Source organism: Methylobacterium frigidaeris, from assembly GCF_022179185.1.
Lineage (GTDB): Bacteria > Pseudomonadota > Alphaproteobacteria > Rhizobiales > Beijerinckiaceae > Methylobacterium > Methylobacterium frigidaeris.
The window spans coordinates 1-17,847 of the sequence record NZ_BPQJ01000006.1 but is presented as its reverse complement, the minus strand read 5'-3'; the positions used below and the strand labels follow the sequence as shown (position 1 = coordinate 17,847).

The window sequence follows — 17,847 nt, the reverse complement described above, 5'->3', positions numbered from 1 at the left end:
GATGACCACCCCGATCCTCTCGGTCCAGGACCTCACCGTCGCGTTCCGCTCCGAGCAGGCCTGGCGCCCGGTGGTGCACGGCGTTTCGTTCGACATCGGCCCGAAGGAAACCGTCGCCCTCGTCGGCGAGTCGGGCTCCGGCAAGAGCGTCACCGCGATGTCGATCATGCGGCTCACCCCGCGCGATTCGACCCGCACCGGTGGCCGCGTGCTGCTCGAGGGCCGCGACCTCCTGCGCCTGCCCGATGCCGAGATGCGCCGGATCCGCGGCGACGACGTCGCGATGATCTTCCAGGAGCCGATGACGAGCCTCAACCCGGTGCTCACCGTCGGCTTCCAGATCGGCGAGGCCCTGCGGCTGCACCGCGGACTGTCGCAGCGCCAAGCCGAGGCCGAGACCGTGCGGCTGTTCGACAAGGTGCGCATCCCGGCCGCCGCCTCGCGGGTGCACGACTACCCGCACCGCTTCTCCGGCGGCATGCGCCAGCGGGTGATGATCGCGATGGCGCTCGCCTGCCGGCCCAAGCTCCTGATCGCCGACGAGCCGACCACGGCGCTCGACGTTACGATCCAGGCCCAGATCCTCGACCTCATCAAGCTCCTCCAGGAGGAGGAGGGCATGTCGGTCCTGTTCATCACCCACGACATGGGGGTGGTGGCCGAGATCGCCGACCGCACCGTGGTGATGGTCGACGGCCGCGCCGTCGAGGCAGGGGCGACTGAACAGATCTTCCGCCGCCCGGTTCATCCCTACAGCCGCGCGCTGCTCGCCGCCGTGCCTACCCTCGGGGCGATGAAGGGGCAGCCGCATCCCGCCCGGTTCCCGATCGTCGACCGCGCCACCGGCGAGCCCGAGGCGGCCGTGCCGCTCCCCGACACCGTGCGGGAGGGCGAGCGCCCGGTCCTGGAGGTCAAGGGCCTGACCACCCGGTTCGATATCCGCGGCGGCCTGCTCTCGCGGGTGCGCGGCCGGGTCCACGCGGTCGAGAACGTCTCCTTCGCGGTGCGGGCAGGCGAGACCCTGGCCCTCGTCGGCGAGTCGGGCTGCGGCAAGTCCACCACCGGCCGCTCGGTGCTGCGGCTGATCGAGCCGGTTGCCGGCTCGGTGCTCGTCGACGGCGAGGACGTGCTCGGCTTGTCGCCCTCGGCCCTGCGCGCGTGTCGCCGGCGGATGCAGATGATCTTCCAGGATCCCTTCGCCAGCCTCGACCCGCGCATGAGCGTGGGGGCGGCGATCGCCGAGCCGCTGCTGATCAACCGCCTGTGCTCCCGCTCCGAAGCCCGCGCGCGTGCCGCCGACCTGCTGCGCCGGGTCGGGCTGAAGCCCGAGATGGCGAGCCGCTTCCCGCACGAATTCTCCGGCGGCCAGAGGCAGCGCATCTGCATCGCCCGGACTCTCGCGCTGGAGCCCCGGCTGATCGTCGCCGACGAGTCGGTCTCGGCCCTCGACGTGTCGGTGAAGGCGCAGGTGGTGAACCTGATGCTCGACCTGCAGGCGTCGCTCGGCCTCGCCTACCTGTTCATCTCGCATGACATGGCGGTGGTGGAGCGGGTGAGCCACCGGGTCGCCGTGATGTATCTCGGCGAGATCGTCGAGATCGGCCCGCGCGCGGCGATCTTCGGCGCCCCCCAGCATCCCTACACCAAGAAGCTGATCGCCGCTGTTCCGGTCCCCGATCCCGGCCGCCGGCGCCAGCTCCACGCGGTGCGCAGCGACGAGATCAAGAGCCCGATCCGCCCGGTCGACTACGTGCCGCCGGAGCGCCTCTATCGCGAGGTCGCGCCCGGGCACGTGGTGCAGGTCTGGGGGCCGGAATGGGAGGCGCCGGCGGGCATGGCGGCGGTGGCCTGAGCGCTGGCGCAGCCCGCTCGGGGCTCTGATACCCTCTGCGTTATCCCGGGGCCGCGCAAGCGAAGCCCGGGATCCAGACGTGCAGGTGACAAGGAACGAGGCGGAACGCGGCCAGTCTTTCTGAAGGACCCTCAGTGCCTCTGCATCATCCCGGGCTCCGCTGTGCGGCCCCGGGATGATGCAGAGGGTTTCGGTGCGATCGGACAGACCCCGACCGTCAGAGCCGCAGCACTGCGCTCAGCGCCCCGGCCCGACCACCTCCGGCACCTTCGCCGACACCGGCACCACCGGCGGGGTCACGGTGCCGCCGGGCAGCGTGCCGATCGTGGCGGCGCCGTTGCCGGCCTTCGGAGCAGGTCCTGACCCGTTGAGCGAGCCCGTCACCGCGGCGGGGTCGGGCTCGTGCGCCGGGCCGGCATGGGCGCGGCCGAGCAGGTCGGGCGGGGTCTGCCAGACGAAGGCGTCGAGGCGGCCGCTCACCGGCGAGATCGGTGCCCAGCGGTCGGTGACGAGGCCGTCGGCGCACCAGGCCGGGTCGCGCGGGGCGCGGGCGGCGCGGGCTTGCCACTCGCGGGCCTTGCCGGACTGGGCGCCGTGCTCGGCCTCCTCGATCTCGGCCATCAGCTCGTAGGCGCGCACGGTCGGCTGGTCGGTCAGCAGCGGTGCCAGCACGTCGCGGGCCCGGCCGAACTCGCGGGCGTCGAGGGCGGCGCGGGCGATGGCGAAGCGCGCCTCCGGGTGCCAGGACGAGATCCGGGCCAGGGTCTCGGCGCGGGCGAGCCGGTCGCGGCTCGAATCACCGGTGCGCAGGTCGAGGTAGACCCGGGCGAGGTCGGGATGCGGGTTGGCGCGCCAGGCCGCCTCGACCACCTTCGCGCCGCGCTTGAGGTCGCCGCGGCGGGCGAAGAGCCGCCCGGCCACGGCCGCCGCCGGCACCAGGTCGGGGGCGAGCTTCACTGCCTCCCGGGCCTGGGCGAGCGCGCGCTCGGGATCGCCCGCCTCGAGGTCGAGGGCGCTGGCAGTCAGCAGCACCGCGCGCTGGCGGCGCATCGCCGCCTTGTCGGACAGGCCGAGGGCCGCGCGGCGCGAGACGGTGTCGAGGGCGCCCGACCAGTCGCGGTCGGCGCACTGGCTCTCCATCACCGCCTCGTTGGCCCAGGTCACGCTCGGGGCGAGGCGGGCGGCCTCGATCGCGTAGGCGCGGGCCGAGGTCTCGTCGTCCTGGCGCCGGGCCTCGACGAACAGGCCGCGCAGGCCGAGCACCCGGGTCTCGGGATCGTCGACCATCCGGCGGAAGGCGCGCTCGGCCCCGGCGCGGTCGCCGGAGATCTGGGCGGCCTGAGCGGTCAGCAGCAGGGCGAGCGGCTCGGCGCCGAGCAGGCGCTCGGCCTCGCCGGCGTGGCGGCGCGCCGCGATCGGGTCACCCGAGCCCACCGCCACCATGCCGCGCGAGAGCGCGTTGTAGCCCCGGGCCTGGCGCCGGCGCCGGCTCGACAGGGTCAGCCGCTCCGGCAGGTTCAGGATGCCGCGGGCGAAGGCCCAGATGAAGCCGAGCACCACCGCCAGCACCATCACGCCGACGAGCGCCGCCGCGAGGCTGGTCGCCAGCTCGTAGCCGCCCCAGGTCACGGTGACCACGCCGGGCCGGTCGGCGAGCCAGACCGCCCCGTAGGCGGCGAGGGCGAGGAGAGCCAGGAAGGCGAGTGCGCGCCACATCTGTCCATCAACTCCAGAAAGCCGCGCTGCCGCTGCGGGCGCGCGAGGGGGCGTCGATCGAGCCCCGGGAGGTCACGGCGGCCGCCGTGGCGGCCGCACCGGAAATGAACGATGCAGCCACCTTGGCGGGTGGCCGCAGCCTGAGCATCAGCGGGTCGCGGGCCCCTGGAGGGCCGCGAAGGAGGCGGCGAGCCGCGCCCGGGCGGCCTCGCCGGCCGCGGCGCGGGCCTTCAGGCGCTTGCCGAACTCCGCGGCCTCCTGGCGGGCCTGCTCCGGCAGGGCGTCGAAGGCTTGCGCCGCCTCCGCCACTGCACCGCGGGCGAGCGCGTCCTGGATCCTGGCGACGCCCGCCTCGGTCGGGTCGGTGGCGTTGCTCGCCGCCGGGGCCGCGGCCTCGGTCCCGACCTTGCGCACCGAGACGATCGATTCGGCCATGCTGGTCAGCCGGTCGGTGATGCTGCCGCGCTCGGCCACCGCCCGCTGCCGGGCGGCCAGGGCCGCCGCGTTCAGCTTGGCGGCGACGGGCTGGAAGCTCTGGGCGAGCGAGGCGGCGGTCGGCGCACCGCTCTGGGCGAAGGGCTCCAGCGGCGCGAGCGCCCCGGCTTGGCCGGGATCGAGCTGCTTCAGGGTCGCCAGCGCGTCGGAATAGGGCGCGCCGGAGGCGAGAGCGCTGGCGATCCGGTCGGACGCCACCACCCGGAGCGCCGCCTGGACGCTGCTCGCCTCGGCCCGGCCCTCGACCGCCTTGGCGAGGTCGGCGAGGCGCTGGTCGACGGTCTTGGTGCGAGCCTCGACGGATTGCTGGAGCGCGTCGAAGCGCTGGTCGGCGGCCTTCGCCCGGCCGTCGAGCGCCTGGCGCAATTCGTCGAGGCGCTGGCCCAGCGCCTTGTCGGCCTGCTCCTCGGCCGCCGCGCGGGTGCCGAGATCGGCCTGGAGCGCCTTCAGCCCCTTGTCGAGCCCGTCGAGGCGGCCGCGCAGGTCGGCGCCGTCGCCGCGGCCCTGAAGCGCCGTCACTGCCTGGGCGAGGCCGTCGACCCGCTGGCGCAGACCGGCATCGCCGCCCGTCCGGCCCTGGAGGTCGGCGAGCTGCTTCTCGATGCCCTGGAGGCGGGCCGGGTCGATGCCGGCACCGGAAGGCTGGTTCGCGGCCTGCGTCGGGGCCTGGGTCGCCGGCGCCGCCTGGCTGGTCGCAGGTTGACCCGAGGCTTGTTGACCCGAGGCTTGTTGACCCGAGGCTTGGGCGGGCGCCGCCTCGGCCTTGCGCAGGGCCTCGTCGGCGCGCTGGCCCGCGGTCTTGGCCGCGGCGTCGGCCGCGCGCACCGCGTCGGGCAGCGGGCGGAGGGTCGTCTCGAGCGAGGCGATGCGGCGGTCGAGGGCCTGGACGCTGTCGCGCGGCGCCAGATCGGCCAAGCGCTGCTCCAGCGGCACCGTGCCGGCCGCATCGGTCTCGGGCGTCGCGGGCTTCGGCAGGTTGATGCCGTAGGCCGGGCCGTAGGTCGTCACGCCGTAGAGGAGGCCCGCCCCGACCACGCCGCCGAGGAGCGAGGCGGCCAGCAGCGAGCCGAATCCGGCGCCGGAGCGGGCCTGCGGGGCCGCCGCGGAGGCCGGGATCGCGCTGGCGGTCCGGGCGGCCTCGGGCTTTGGCGCATCCTTCGGCGGTGTCGCGCCGGCGCCCGTCGTCGCTCCGGCTTGCGGGCCAGTCGCTTGTGGGCCGGTCGCTTGCGGGCCGGTCTTGGGCACCGTCGACAGCGTCGCGCCGGCCGGGCTCGCCGGGTTCGGACCCGAGCCCGCCGAGGTGGCGCCCGACGTCGCCCCGGTGCCGGCGGCCAGGGATTTCGTCTCCAGGGGCTTGGTGTCGGACGCCTTGGAATCCAGGGGCCTGCCCGTCTCCGGCGGCTTGCTGCCGGTACCGCCGGTCACCGGCGTGCCGGGCTTGACGTCACCTGGCTTGGCATCCCCGACCTTCAGCGGGCCGCTTCCGGGACCCGTCACCACCGCGCCGGCCGCAGGCTTCGGGGCACCTCCCGTCGGGGACGGCGTCGCGGACGCGGGCGTGCCGCCGGCCGGCTTCGGCGCCGAGGCGCCGGGTGCCGGGGCCTGGCCGGACGCCGCACCGGTCATGCCGGGCTTCGGCGCGTCCCCCGGCTTCACCTCGGCGGATTTCGGCGGCTCGCCGGGCTTCGGAGCCGCGCCGGTCACGCCGGGCTTCGGCGCGTCGGTCTTCGCGGCATCCTTGGCAGCATCCTTGGCCGCTTCGGCCGGTTTCGCCGGCTCGGTCTTGCCCGGCTCGGTCTTGGGCGCGTCGGCGACCCGGGTGGCCTTCAGGTCGATGATCGGCCCATCCGCCGGGTTGCCGCCGCGCCCGCCCGGACGGTTGCGCGAATCCTTCTGGTCCTTGTCGGATGGGGTCACGGCCGAAGATCCTCACCTGTGGGTCCGAGCCGGGGCGCGCCGGAAGGCGGCCTGTTCGGCTCGGCGTGAGCGCGACCGCGGGGCAGGATCCCGCCCGGGCCGCGCACTGGTTGATCGTCCCTTAGCATCGCTCCCGGCCCGGGCGAAGGGCCGGCGACGCCTCTGCGTCACTGTCCGGTGGAATGGGTCGCGGGCCGTCCGAGAGCAAGCCGTCCGGGCGTAAGCCTGCCAGGAGGGCGTCCTCGTCCGGCCGCGCCGCGACGACATGGGACAGGATCCCGGCCGCGACCAGGGGCGCGGCCACGTCCGCCGACAGGCAATGATGCGCCACGCGTCGAAACGCCTCCTCCCGCCCCGCCGCCCGGGCGAGGCCCAGCGCCGTCGCGGCGCTGCGCCGGGAATAGTGCAGGGCCGCGTCGAGGCTGTCGCCCCCCAAGGCCTCCGCCACCGGCTCCGGCAGGGCCGGCAGGGCCCGGGCCGCGTAGGCGACCCAGACCGTCAGCCGGTAGCCGCGGGCGGCCAGCGTGTCGCCCGGCTCGTCCTTGCGCTCGCGCCCGGCGGCGTGGAGGAGGCGCGCGCCCCGCGGCAGGGCGCGGCCGATCAGGTCGGCGAGGGCCAGGGCGTCGCCCCCGGCCTCGTGGACGGGCCCGAGCCCCGCCGCCCGCGCGGCACAGGCCGTGCGGGCGCCGACGCAATAGGCCGGAAGCGCCGCGAGGGGGGAGCCCGCCAGAGCCGGCACCGCGCTCGCGCTCGTCAGGACCAGGGCGTCGAACGGGCCCTCCGGGGCCGGGGCGCCGCTGAGGGCCAGGTCGAGGACCGGGGCGAGGAGCGGGCGATGGCCGAGGTCCGCGACGCGCTCGGCCGTGCGCGCGCCGGCCGGCAGCGGCCGCGCGACCCAGACCCTGAGGGCGGTCCCGCACTCCTTCGCCCGCGTCACGCACCCTTCCTCATGCATCCGACCCCTTTGCCGACCCTGCGCCGGCGGGTTATCTGGAGGGCACCATACCGGCCGCCGCGCGGCGTGCCAGCCCCCTCGCGAGACCATGCCCACACCATGAACGTCCTCGGGATCGAGACCACCTGCGACGAGACCGCGGCCGCGATCGTGACGGTGGAGGAGGACGGGCGCGGCGCGATCCGCTCCAACGAGGTGCTGAGCCAGATCGCCGAGCACGCCGCCTATGGCGGGGTGGTGCCGGAGATCGCCGCCCGCGCCCATGTCGAGGTGCTGGACCGGCTCGTCGCCCGGGCGCTGGATAATGCCGGGATGGGGCTGTCCGACCTCGACGGCATCGCGGTGGCGGCGGGGCCGGGGCTGATCGGCGGCGTGCTGGTCGGCCTCGTGACCGGAAAGACCCTGGCGCTGGTGGCGCGGAAGCCCCTCATCGCCGTCAACCACCTCGAGGCCCACGCCCTCACCGCCCGTCTCACCGACGGCCTCGCCTTCCCGTATCTGCTGCTGCTCGCCTCCGGCGGCCACACGCAGCTCGTGGCGGTCAAGGGGGTCGGCGAGTACGTGCGCCTCGGTGGCACCATCGACGACGCCATCGGCGAGGCCTTCGACAAGGTGGCGAAGCTGCTGGGCCTCGCCTATCCGGGCGGGCCGGAGGTCGAGCGCGCCGCCGAGAGCGGCAACCCGGAACGCTTCGCCCTGCCGCGGCCGATGCTCGGCCGGCGCGAGCCGAACTTTTCCCTGTCCGGCCTCAAGACCGCGCTGCGGATCGAGGCCGAGCGCATCGCGCCGCTCACCAACCAGGACGTCGCCGATCTCTGCGCCAGCTTCCAGGCGGCGGTCGTCGACGTGGTGGTCGACCGGGTGCGGGTGGCGTTGCGCGATTTCGGCGCCGTCGCCGGCCATCCGACCGCGCTCGTGGCGGCCGGCGGCGTCGCGGCGAACGGCGCCCTGCGGCGCGCGCTCGCCCACCAGGCCGGCGAGGCCGGGCTGCCGCTCGTCGCGCCGCCCCTGCCGCTCTGCGGCGACAACGGCGCGATGATCGCCTGGGCCGGCATCGAGCGCCTGCGGCTCGGCCTCACCGACGACATCACGGCGCCGGCCCGGCCGCGCTGGCCCTTCGCGCAAGCCAAGGATCTCGCCAAGGACGGTGCCCAAGCCCAGACCACCGCCGGATGACCCCCGCGGAAGCCGAGGCGCAGCAGCGCCGCTGGCGGGCCCTGGTCGACGAGCGCCTGCCCGCCGCGGCTGCTCAGCATCCGGACTGGCCGGTGTCGCGCAATCACTGCTTCGCCCGCATCCTGCTCGACAATGCCTGCGGCGGGCCCTGGCGCGAGAGCGTGGCCCCGCCCGCCTGGGCCAACATGCCCCCCGAGCGCCTGGCGCTCGCGGTGAGCCTCGGCGAGGCGGTGCTGGCCGGCCGGCAGGACCTCGCTCTGCTCAACCACCGCTCGCTGCTGTGGCGTCGCAAGCGCCGGGTGCCGCCGCCGCCCGCGTGCCTGCCCGGCGACGGCTTCTCCCTGCGGCGCTGGCAACTCGCCGACGACGAGCCGTTCGCGGCGCTCTGCGCCGACCCCGAGGTGATGCGGTTCTTTCCCGCTCCCAAGACCGCCCGCGAGAGCCAGGCCGAGGCCCGGGCCCTGGCCCGCCGCTTCGACGAGGACGGGTTCGGCCCCTGGGTCGTCGAGGCGCCCGAGGGATTCGTCGGCTTCGTCGGCTGCTGGCGCCCGGCGCGGCCGCTGCCCCTCGGGCCTCTGATCGGCCAGGAGACCGGCCTCGATGCGACGGGGCTCGTCGAGATCGGCTGGCGGCTCGCCTGGCCCGCCTGGGGCCGGGGCTTCGCCGTGCGCGGCGCCCGTCTGGCGCTGGCCGACGTCTTCTCCCGCTGCGCGCTCACCGAGGTCGTCGCCTACACGGCCGACGTGAACGCGCCCTCGCGGCGGGTGATGGAGCGCCTCGGCATGAGCGAGGTTGGCGGTTTCGAGCATCCCGGCCTGCCCGAGGGTCATGCGTTACGGCCGCACAGGCTGTATCGGCTGGCGGCGGCGGATTTCCTCGACGGTGGCGGGCCGGGCGACGCTCGCCTAGAATAGAGGTCGCTCGCGTCGGGCTCGGACGTCTCGTTCCCGGTGCTCCTCGCGGTGAGCCGGGTGCCGCTCTGTCCGACGAGGCCCGGATGCATGATGGGGAGCCTGGACAGCGGACCCAGCCGAAGGCGTCGAGACCGAGCAGCCGGGCGGATGCTGCTCCGGATCAGCGGCGCATCGGGACCCTTGTACCGGATGGGTGCGCACCGGCCTTCCGATGCGAAGCGCAGCGGCAGGCGCAGGACGATCAGGACTTCATCGATGCCAACTCGTCCGACACGGAGCGCTGACCGGTGCCACCATGACAGAAGACATGACGCCTGAGGAGATCTGGGCCCTTCCGTGCGGCGAGGCCGCTGCTTTGGCGCCGGACGGGCGTGCCGGGATCTTGCGAATTCAAGACCAAATCCAGGGACGCATTCTCTTGCTTCAATCGTTGACCACGCGGGTCTCGCTCGATCGGTCGTATCAACCGGCGCCGGACAGGCGACTTCCCATCCACGACCTCATCCTCAGGTGCGAGCGTCAGCGAGCCTCGAAGGAGGACCCCAGAGATCCCAGAGACTTCTGGAGCCCTCCTTCGAGGCTCCCGTTGGTCGCACCTGAGGATGAGGTCGCGGATGGGATGACATGGGCGCTCAGTCGGACGGCGGCCGGATGCCGCTCCCTCATTCTCGGACGGGCATCATGACCGGCATCGGCCCGATCGCGGTCCTGGGCGGCGGCGCCTGGGGCACCGCCCTCGCCAACGCGGCCGCCGCGGCGGCGGCGCGGCGGGTGGTGCTATGGATGCGCGACGCCGACAACGCCGCCGCCATGGCTCGCTCCCGCGAGAATACCCGCCACCTCCCCGGCGTGACGCTGCATCCCGGCGTGTGCGCGACCGCCGCTGTTTCGGACCTCGCCGAGGCCGAGGCCGTCCTGGTGGTGACGCCGGCGCAGACGCTTCGCGGCGTGCTGACCACCCTGCATCCCGCTCTCCGGCGAGACGCCGCCCTGATCCTCTGCGCCAAGGGCATCGAGCGCGGCACCGACACCTTCCTCACCGACGTCGCCGCCGAGGCCGCGCCGGGCGCTCCGATCGCGGTCCTGTCGGGGCCGAGCTTCGCGGCGGACGTCGCCCGCGGGTTGCCCACCGCGGTGACGCTCGCGAGCCGTGACGGCGCGCTGGCGGCGCGCCTGGCGGTGGCCCTGTCCGGGCCGACCTTCCGGGTCTATCACGGCAGCGACCCGCGCGGGGTCGAGATCGGCGGGGCGGCCAAGAACGTGCTCGCCATCGCCTGCGGGGCCGCCATCGGCCGGGGCCTCGGCGAGAGCGCCCGCGCCGCCCTCGTCGCCCGCAGCTTCGCCGAACTGATGCGCTTCGCCCGCGCCTGGGACGCCCGGCCCGAGACCCTGATGGGCCTCTCCGGCCTCGGCGACCTCGTGCTCACCGCCGCCTCGGCGCAGTCGCGCAACTTCGCCTTCGGCGAGCGCCTCGGCCGGGGGGCGAGCCTTGCGGAGGCGTCGGGCGGCAAGCTGGCGGAGGGCGCGCTCACCGCCGCGGCCCTGGTGGGGCTCGCCCGGCGGCGCGGGGTCGAGATGCCGGTGGCGGAGGCCGTGGCCGGGCTGGTCGCCGGAGACCTGCTTCTCGACGAGGCCATCGCCGGCCTGCTCAGCCGGCCCCTGCGCGCCGAGACCTGAGCGCGGGCCGCGATCCAAGCTCGGTCTCCGGATCGCGAGCCCGGGCGGGGTATCGTGGCCGAAAAGCCGCGTCGGTGCCGAAAGGCCGCGCCGTAGCGCCTTTTTAACTGCCGGCTCGCGCAGTATTGGCTAGTCTTCGTCCCATTCCCGACAGTCATACTGCGCCGAGACCGGACGAGACGCATGATTCGCATCACCCTCCTGAGCGCGATCGGCGCGAGCCTGCTCGCCGTGCAGGCCGCACAGGCCGCCGATGCGCCGGTCCGTCCGCTCCCGGCGCCGGCCTTCCCCGTCCTCCCGGACTGGTCGGGCTTCTACGTCGGCAGCCAGTTCGGCGGCGTGGCCGGCGGCCGTGGCGCCCGCGGTGTCGCCAGCGGCGACGGCGGCGGCGTGGTGCCGACGCTGTTCGGCGGCCGGGGTGGTCGCACCGGAATCGCCGTCGCGCCGGTCGAGGGCCGCACCGTCTTCCAGGGCCTGCATGCCGGCGTCAACGGGCAGTGGGGCGCCGTCGTGGCGGGCCTCGAGGGCGACGTGGCGAGCCTCGGCCCACTCGACGACGTCCTCGGCAGCGTCCGTTCCCGCCTCGGCCTCGCCAGCGGCCAGGTGCTCGTCTACGGCACCGCCGGCCTCGCGGTCCGGACGGTGCCGGCCCTGGTCCTCGGCACCTTCGTGGGCGGCAATGGCGGGGCGGGCGGCAATGCCGGCCCGGGCGGTTCCGGCGGGGCCGGCGGCAACGGGTTCGGCTCCGCCGTGCTGGCGCGGGGTGGCACCGACGGGATCGGCGTGGTCGGCGGCGGCGGCATAGAGGTCAAGCTGACACCCGGGGTGAGCACTGGCGTCGAGGCTCTCTACTACAGCTTCGACGGGCCCCGCCTCCTCGGTGCCCCGCGGGACTTCCTCACGGTGCGTGGCCGCCTGACGGTGCATCCCGGGCCCGCCTGGGCGGCCGTCGCCCCGGCCAACTGGGCCGGCGGCTACCTGGGCGGCCATCTCGGGGCGCTCCACGGGCTCTCGGCCGGGCGCTTCGGCCCGTCCGCGCTCGCGACCGGCGAGCCCGGCGGTGCCGGCACCCGGGGCATCGATGGCGGCGGCGGAGGCGGGGGCGGCCTCGCCTTCGCGGGCCTCGCGCGGAGCCCGGCGATCCTCGGCGGCCTTCATGTCGGCTACAACTGGCAGCGGGCGGCCCTGGTCCTGGGCGCCGAGGGCGACGTCTCCTTCGCCGATGCTGCCAGCCACCGCACCCTCGGGACGATTCGCGGCCGCCTCGGATGGAGCGCCGGTGCCACCCTGCTCTACGCCACCGCCGGGGTCGCCTTCGCCCGGAACGAGGGGGTGCGGGCGGTCTTCGCCGGCGATGGCGGGCCGGGGGGCAATGGCGGCCTCGTCCTGGCGGGCCCGGGCGGCGCCAGCGGCACGGGCGGCCCCGCCCTCGCCTTTCGCCCCCGCGACACCGAGATCGGCTTCGTGGTCGGCGGCGGCCTCGAGGCGCGCCTGAGCGAGCGCGTCAGCGCCGGCGTCGAGGCGCTCTATTACGGTCTGTCCGACCGCGCCCTCGCGCCCGTGCCGCCCGGCCCCGGCCGGATCGCCGTCCCGGGCCGCGGCAACGACGCCCTCGTGCTGCGCACCCGGCTCTCGTTCAGCTTCCAGCCCTGACGGGAGCGGCGACCCGTACCGCCCGGGTTCGTGCCCGCCCGTGCCGGGCGGCCCCTGCGGAAGTCCCGGAGCATATCCTGTCGGCTGCGCCAGCTCTTCGCCCTTGTGCGCCACGGCACGGCGGCATCTGATCAGTCCTGTAGTGTCACCTCATCGCCGGGGATGAGAAAGAATTCGGCGAAGACTTCGAAACGGTAGTGTGACGGATCGAAGCCCGTGAACATCCACGGAGTATCAAAGTAACTCTGCCATAGTATAGACCGGACGACCGGCTGAACCGAGTGCATGGTTAACATTCAGGCCGTGTTCAGTCCGAAAGGTCCAGATTAGGTCCAGCGAACAGGACGAGCCTTCCGCCGAACTCCTCAAGATTGAGGATGCGTGCCGGTACCGGGACGTCTTAGACACAGTCAGGCGTTCGTACAGTCAAGCGCTCGTGATGCGTACCGCGCACGGGGTCCGGCGCGTTCAACGGCCCCTTCCCTCTCCCGATCCATCACGCCGGCACCGCGAGTGCCGATGCAGGAGGTTGTCATGAGAAAGACGATGTTCGCGGTCGTATCGGCCGTCGCCGTGATGGCGGCCGCGCCCCAGGCCTTCGCCGGCGGCATCGCCGGCAGCGGCGGCCAGGGCGGCGGCGGCTACTACGGCGGCTATGGCGGGGCCGGCGGGGGCGGCGGCGGCGCCACGAAGGGTGGCCGCGGCGGCAACGGCGGCCAGGGCGGCGGCGGCTATTACGGTGGCGGCGGCGGTGGTGGCGGCTGGGGCGGCACCGGCTCCTACGGCGGCAAGGGCGGCAAGGGCGGGGCCGGTGGCAGTGGCTGGTACGGCGGCGCGGGCGGTGGCGGCGGTGGCGGCGGCTCGGGCGCCTATGGCGGCAAGGGCGGCGGCGGCGGCAAGGGTGGCATGGGCTCGTATGGCGGCCAGGGAGGCCAGGGCGGCGGCGGCGGGTCGGCGGCGGGCTACGGCAACAAGGGCGGCAAGGGGGGCGCCGGCGGCAACGGCAGCCATGGCGGCGTCGGTGGCGCCGGTGGCCAGGGCGGCAACGTCTACTGAGGCGCGGTTCGACGCTCCTCCCCTCTCCTTCCGCGGCCACGGTCGTCGCGCTGCGGAAGGGCATCGACGTCGCCCGGCCCTTCGTGGCCCGGCGGCGCCTCGGCGGCGGCCGAATCCCGGACGTGAGACAGATCCGATGAAGACCTTCTCCCTGCTGCTGGCCGCGGGCGGCGCGGCGTTTGCCGGCACCGTCGCCGTCGCCGGCCCCTCGTCCACGGACACGCATTCCGGCACCGCGGTGGTGCGGATCGGATCGGGCGACGGTGCGGGCCTCCCGGGTGCGCCCGGGGGCCGGGCCGGTGCGCCGGGCCGCGTCGGCGGCTGGAGCGGCGGCCCGGCCGAGCGCGAGGGCCTGCGTTCCTACTGCGTCGGCCTGCTGGAGGCGGCACCGGCGCGATCGGGCGCCGCCGGCGGGTTCCGGCCTGCCGACTGTGCCGGCCTGTTCGCCGCCATGGCCCGGCCGGATCATCCCGAGGACGACGAGGTGCCGGCGCCCGGAGCCGCACTGGCCCGGGCCTGCGCGGCGCTGCTCAAGCCCGGCGCCGTCCCGCGACCCGGCGAGCCCGAGGCGTGCAGCGACTACGTGGCGAATCTTGATGCCGACGCGCCGCGCCGCGCCGCGTCCGGCACGGGTGAGCGGGCGCCCGACGGACCGAGCGTCTCCGGCGGCGTCGGCGGCCGGGGCGGCCGCTCCGGTGTCGGCCCGGGGGCCGGTGCGGGCGGGGCCGGCGGGGCCGGGGTCGGCGGCGGCGTCGGAGGGGCCGGCGGTGCCGGCGGCACGGTGCGCTGAGACGGTGCGGACCGAGACCAGGCGGCGCCCGGCCTGTGCGGCCGGGCGCTCGCCGCCGCGTCAGAACAGCCCCTCGATCCGCCCCTCCGCGTCGAGGTGGATGCCTTCCGCCGCCGGCACCTTCGGCAGGCCCGGCATGGTCATGATCTCCCCGCAGATCGCCACCACGAAGCCGGCCCCGGCCGAGAGGCGCACGTCGCGCACGGCCACCACGTGGCCGCTCGGCGCGCCCATCAGGGTCGGGTCCGTGGAGAACGAATACTGGGTCTTGGCCATGCAGACCGGCAGGTTTCCGTGGCCGGCCTGCTCGAACGCCGCGAGCTTGCCCGCCGCCTTCGACTCCACCTGGATGTCGGCGGCGCCGTAGAGCGTCTGGGCGATGGTGCGGATCTTGTCCTCGAGCGGCATCGCGTCCGGATAGACGAAGCGCGGGGTTCCGGCCGGTCCCGCATCGGCGAGACTTGCGACGGCGTGGGCCAGGCCCTCGGCCCCGGCGCCGCCCTCGGCCCAATGCCGGCAGGTGATCGCCTCGACGTCGAGGCGGTCGCGGCAGAGCGCCTTGAGCGCCGCGTGTTCGGCCTCCGTATCGGCGTGGAAGTGGTTGACCGCCACCACCACCGGGGCGCCGAAGCGGCGCACGTTCTCGACGTGGCGGGCAAGGTTGGCGAAGCCCCGCTCCAGCGCCGCGACATTCTCAGTGCCGAGATCGGCCTTGGCGACGCCGCCATGCATCTTGAGGGCGCGCACGGTGGCGACGATCACCACCGCCGAGGGGCTCAAGCCCGCCTGCCGGCACTTGATGTCGAAGAACTTCTCCGCCCCGAGATCGGCCCCGAAGCCCGCCTCCGTCACCACGTAGTCGCCGAGCCGCAGGCCCGCGCGGGTCGCGATCACCGAGTTGCAGCCATGCGCGATGTTCGCGAAGGGCCCGCCATGGATCAGCGCCGGGCTGCCCTCGAGCGTCTGGACCAGGTTCGGCTGCAGCGCGTCCTTGAGGAGCACCGTCATGGCGCCGGTGGCCTTGAGGTCGGCGAGCGTCACCGGCTTGCGGTCGCGGGTCTCCGCCACCACGATCCGGCCGAGGCGGACCTCCAGGTCGGCGAGGTCGCGGGCGAGGCAGAACACCGCCATCACCTCGGAGGCGACGGTGATGTCGAAGCCGTCCTCGCGCGGGTAGCCGTTGGCGACGCCGCCGAGGCTCTGGGTGATGTTGCGCAGGGCCCGGTCGTTCATGTCGAGGACGCGCCGGAACGCCACCCGGCGCAGGTCGATGCCGAGCGGGTTGCCCCAGTAGACGTGGTTGTCGATCAGGGCCGCGGCGAGGCTGTGGGCCGAGGTGATGGCGTGGAAATCGCCGGTGAAGTGGAGGTTGATCGCCTCCATCGGCACCACCTGCGCCTTGCCGCCGCCGGCAGCTCCGCCCTTCTGGCCGAAGCAGGGCCCGAGCGAGGGCTCGCGCAGGCAGATCACGGTCTTGCGGCCGATGCGGTTGAGGGCGTCGCCGAGGCCCACCGTGGTGGTGGTCTTGCCCTCGCCGGCCGGCGTCGGGCTGATCGCCGTCACCAGGATCAGCTTGCCCTCCGGCCGCGCCTCGAGGCTCCGGATGTGGGCGTGGTCGATCTTGGCGATGTGCCGGCCGTAGGGGTGCAGGGCCTCGTCGGGAATTCCGATCCGCTGGGCAATCGCGGTGATCGGCTGCAGGGTGGCCGCGCGGGCGATCTCGATGTCGGTCGGCATTGTGTCCCGATCGTCGTTCTGGAGCCGGAGGGAGGCGGCTTGGCGTGGTGGGGATTCTTGGCGCGGATTTTAGGCGGAGGCCGCCCTTGTCGAAAAGATCAAATCGCTTGAGCAGGATGCTCAGAAAAATTGAAGGCCCTCGCGCATGTTGCCAACAGGTTCGCGACGCCGATGCTGGGCTGTTAGGCATGTCGGCAGATCGCCGGCGCCTGAGCGGCAGACGCTTCACGATTGTCGCGCCAGAGTGCCGCCGTCGCCGGGGTGACGGGTTGAGCGGGAGAACGGGATGGCCTTCTGGTTGCGGGCCGGGCTGGTGATCTGCGTGATCTACTACCTGTCGCCGTTGCGCCTCGGCGAGGCCCCCGCCCCGGCCCGGACGGCGCAGGCCGCGCCGGCTTTCGGCGAAATCGCCGGGCCGGTTCTCGACGCGATGCCGGGCGACCTGCGCGCCCGGATGGCCGAGGCCGCCGCTGCGGAGGCCGGACGCGCGCTCGGAGCCGGCCTGCGGACCGCCATGGAGGCGGGTCGGTCGCCCTCCCGCGACACCCTGACGACCCATGACCGGCAGCCCGCCTGGCGCGGCGCTGCCGAGCGGGACACCCGCTGACGTTCCCGCGGCCGAACCGGGACAATGTGGCAAGGATCCGATGCGGTCGTCTGATACTAGACCGAACGGCTTATGCCTGGCCGGCGAGTAGCAAGCGGAACTTTGGCCAGCCGCTTCCGTTTCCGGATTGTGAACCTAACAGGCGATCGTCGAAATTGCTCTGCGGGCTCGAGCCGGCAACTGGTGAGGCGATGGTAGCCCTTTCTGTCTGTCCATCCAAACCTTCGAGTCCAGACTGCCGTGCCCCGCTACTTCTTCGACATCATGGACTCGGCGCAGAGCGTGCCGGATGAGGCCGGGCTCGATTGCCGCGATCTCGACGAGGCGCATGACCAGGCGCAGACCCTGATCGCCGACGCGATGAACGGTCCGGAAGCTACTCGGATCGATTGGCGCGCCTGGCGCGTCGAGGTGCGTGACGAGGCGCGCGCCCTGATCTTCACCGTACCGTTCCCGCCGAGCGGGCACTGAGCGCCCCGTCTTCCGTGCGAACCACCCGCCGCGCGATCTGTCCCCAGAACGGATCGCCTTCCCGCTCGACAGGGACTAACATCCCACGATCCCATCCTTATACTCGATGGGAGTTTGGTGGATCCAGCTGCCCCTGGCAGCGGGACGCGACGGGCCGGGGCGCGCCTCCGGCCGCGCCGGGAAGGCAATTCGATGCTCGAAACCGAGGAGGACGTTCCGGCCGACCGCGTGGTCGAGACCCTGGAGATCCTTCTGCACGCGCCACCCTTTCTGCGCTCGCCGAAGCTCGCGCGGTTCCTGCGCTTCGTCGTGGAGGAGGAACTGGCCGGGCGCGGCGCGACCATCAAGGCGTACACCATTGCCACCCAGGCCCTCGGCCGAAACCCCGATTTCGACCCGAGCCTGGATCCCAGCGTCCGCGTCGAGGCCGGACGCCTGCGGCGGGCGCTGGACGACGCCTATGCCCAGCATGCCGAGGGGCTGGAGGTCCGCATCGCCGTGCCGGTCGGCGGCTACCGGCCCCGGTTCGGCCTTCGGGAGGCGGTGCCGACCGCCCCGGGGGCGGTCACCGAGACGGATTCCGGGGGGCCGCTCCCGCCGGCGGCGGATGGGCCGGGCGCGGTGGTGCTCGGATTCAGCCCCCGCGGCCAGGCGGCGGTCATCGCGCTGCTCGCCGGCATCCTGCTGGTGCTCTGCATCGATCTCGGGCTGACCGTGAGCGCCCGCCTGGCCGCCGGCTCCGCGACCCCGCGCGACGTCGCCGTACGGGGCAGGTAATACCGCCGCGCCTTCGAACGGGCGCGTTCGAAGGCGCCAGGCAAGCCCGAATGG

At 74.2% G+C, this 17,847-nt stretch carries 14 protein-coding genes; 10 read left to right on the top strand and 4 right to left on the bottom strand.

Going from position 1 to position 17,847, the window contains the following annotated elements:
• The first annotated feature begins 1 nt into the window (after window position 1).
• Window positions 2-1,852 carry an ABC transporter ATP-binding protein gene (locus MFF64_RS08105; RefSeq protein ID WP_238190368.1) on the top strand — a complete coding sequence of 617 codons (1,851 nt, stop codon included), beginning with the start codon at window positions 2-4 and terminating at the stop codon, window positions 1,850-1,852.
• Window positions 1,853-2,089: 237 nt separating this feature from the next.
• On the opposite strand, the gene MFF64_RS08100 is transcribed toward MFF64_RS08105, so the two are convergent.
• From MFF64_RS08100 to MFF64_RS08090, 3 genes are all read right to left on the bottom strand, one after another.
• Window positions 2,090-3,568 carry a heme biosynthesis protein HemY gene (locus MFF64_RS08100; RefSeq protein WP_238190366.1) on the bottom strand — a complete coding sequence of 493 codons (1,479 nt, stop codon included), beginning with the start codon at window positions 3,566-3,568 and terminating at the stop codon, window positions 2,090-2,092.
• A 147-nt stretch (window positions 3,569-3,715) separates the two neighbouring features.
• Window positions 3,716-5,980, bottom strand: a complete 2,265-nt coding sequence (locus tag MFF64_RS08095) for a COG4223 family protein (protein ID WP_099905571.1) — start codon at window positions 5,978-5,980, stop codon at window positions 3,716-3,718.
• Between the two features lie 121 nt (window positions 5,981-6,101).
• Window positions 6,102-6,917 carry a uroporphyrinogen-III synthase gene (locus MFF64_RS08090; RefSeq protein WP_238190363.1) on the bottom strand — a complete coding sequence of 272 codons (816 nt, stop codon included), beginning with the start codon at window positions 6,915-6,917 and terminating at the stop codon, window positions 6,102-6,104.
• Between the two features lie 117 nt (window positions 6,918-7,034).
• Here MFF64_RS08090 and tsaD point away from each other — a divergent pair, with 117 nt between their 5' ends.
• From tsaD to MFF64_RS08060, 6 genes are all read left to right on the top strand, one after another.
• The gene (gene tsaD, locus MFF64_RS08085) at window positions 7,035-8,111 is read left to right on the top strand and encodes a tRNA (adenosine(37)-N6)-threonylcarbamoyltransferase complex transferase subunit TsaD (protein ID WP_099905567.1); all 1,077 of its coding nucleotides are present in this window, start codon (window positions 7,035-7,037) and stop codon (window positions 8,109-8,111) included.
• Window positions 8,108-9,025 (top strand): GNAT family N-acetyltransferase, encoded by a 918-nt coding sequence (locus MFF64_RS08080; protein WP_238190362.1) that lies wholly within the window; start codon window positions 8,108-8,110, stop codon window positions 9,023-9,025. The genes tsaD and MFF64_RS08080 overlap by 4 nt, the downstream gene beginning before the upstream one ends.
• 681 nt (window positions 9,026-9,706) lie before the next feature.
• On the top strand, window positions 9,707-10,702 hold the full coding sequence (locus MFF64_RS08075; RefSeq protein ID WP_099903044.1) for an NAD(P)H-dependent glycerol-3-phosphate dehydrogenase: 996 nt from the start codon (window positions 9,707-9,709) through the stop codon (window positions 10,700-10,702).
• Between the two features lie 183 nt (window positions 10,703-10,885).
• Window positions 10,886-12,355 (top strand): outer membrane protein, encoded by a 1,470-nt coding sequence (locus tag MFF64_RS37815; protein WP_273557144.1) that lies wholly within the window; start codon window positions 10,886-10,888, stop codon window positions 12,353-12,355.
• 534 nt (window positions 12,356-12,889) lie between these two features.
• Window positions 12,890-13,411, top strand: a complete 522-nt coding sequence (locus MFF64_RS37810) for a PE family protein (RefSeq protein ID WP_207768008.1) — start codon at window positions 12,890-12,892, stop codon at window positions 13,409-13,411.
• Between the two features lie 136 nt (window positions 13,412-13,547).
• Window positions 13,548-14,201, top strand: coding sequence for a translational initiation factor (locus MFF64_RS08060; RefSeq protein WP_207768007.1), 654 nt, complete (start codon window positions 13,548-13,550; stop codon window positions 14,199-14,201).
• A 60-nt stretch (window positions 14,202-14,261) separates the two neighbouring features.
• On the opposite strand, the gene MFF64_RS08055 is transcribed toward MFF64_RS08060, so the two are convergent.
• The gene (locus MFF64_RS08055) at window positions 14,262-15,938 is read right to left on the bottom strand and encodes a formate--tetrahydrofolate ligase (RefSeq protein ID WP_238190359.1); all 1,677 of its coding nucleotides are present in this window, start codon (window positions 15,936-15,938) and stop codon (window positions 14,262-14,264) included.
• A 286-nt stretch (window positions 15,939-16,224) separates the two neighbouring features.
• Here MFF64_RS08055 and MFF64_RS08050 point away from each other — a divergent pair, with 286 nt between their 5' ends.
• From MFF64_RS08050 to MFF64_RS08040, 3 genes are all read left to right on the top strand, one after another.
• The gene (locus tag MFF64_RS08050; protein ID WP_099904803.1) at window positions 16,225-16,545 is read left to right on the top strand and encodes a hypothetical protein; all 321 of its coding nucleotides are present in this window, start codon (window positions 16,225-16,227) and stop codon (window positions 16,543-16,545) included.
• Between the two features lie 240 nt (window positions 16,546-16,785).
• On the top strand, window positions 16,786-17,016 hold the full coding sequence (locus tag MFF64_RS08045) for a DUF6894 family protein (RefSeq protein ID WP_099904801.1): 231 nt from the start codon (window positions 16,786-16,788) through the stop codon (window positions 17,014-17,016).
• 192 nt (window positions 17,017-17,208) lie between these two features.
• A complete protein-coding gene (locus MFF64_RS08040; protein WP_099904799.1) occupies window positions 17,209-17,793 on the top strand; it encodes a hypothetical protein in 585 nt (194 codons plus the stop codon).
• The last annotated feature ends 54 nt before the right edge of the window (window positions 17,794-17,847 follow it).

Excerpts from the sequence above, each read along its gene's own strand:
- MFF64_RS08100 (WP_238190366.1), bottom strand. The coding sequence starts at position 3,568 with ATGTGGCGCGCACTCGCCTTCCTGGCTCTCCTCGCCCTCGCCGCCTAC.
- MFF64_RS08075 (WP_099903044.1), top strand. The coding sequence starts at position 9,707 with ATGACCGGCATCGGCCCGATCGCGGTCCTGGGCGGCGGCGCCTGGGGC.
- MFF64_RS08105 (WP_238190368.1), top strand. The coding sequence starts at position 2 with ATGACCACCCCGATCCTCTCGGTCCAGGACCTCACCGTCGCGTTCCGC.
- MFF64_RS08050 (WP_099904803.1), top strand. The coding sequence starts at position 16,225 with ATGGCCTTCTGGTTGCGGGCCGGGCTGGTGATCTGCGTGATCTACTAC.
- tsaD (WP_099905567.1), top strand. The coding sequence starts at position 7,035 with ATGAACGTCCTCGGGATCGAGACCACCTGCGACGAGACCGCGGCCGCG.
- MFF64_RS08040 (WP_099904799.1), top strand. The coding sequence starts at position 17,209 with ATGCTCGAAACCGAGGAGGACGTTCCGGCCGACCGCGTGGTCGAGACC.
- MFF64_RS08080 (WP_238190362.1), top strand. The coding sequence starts at position 8,108 with ATGACCCCCGCGGAAGCCGAGGCGCAGCAGCGCCGCTGGCGGGCCCTG.
- MFF64_RS08060 (WP_207768007.1), top strand. The coding sequence starts at position 13,548 with ATGAAGACCTTCTCCCTGCTGCTGGCCGCGGGCGGCGCGGCGTTTGCC.
- MFF64_RS08055 (WP_238190359.1), bottom strand. The coding sequence starts at position 15,938 with ATGCCGACCGACATCGAGATCGCCCGCGCGGCCACCCTGCAGCCGATC.
- MFF64_RS37810 (WP_207768008.1), top strand. The coding sequence starts at position 12,890 with ATGAGAAAGACGATGTTCGCGGTCGTATCGGCCGTCGCCGTGATGGCG.
- MFF64_RS37815 (WP_273557144.1), top strand. The coding sequence starts at position 10,886 with ATGATTCGCATCACCCTCCTGAGCGCGATCGGCGCGAGCCTGCTCGCC.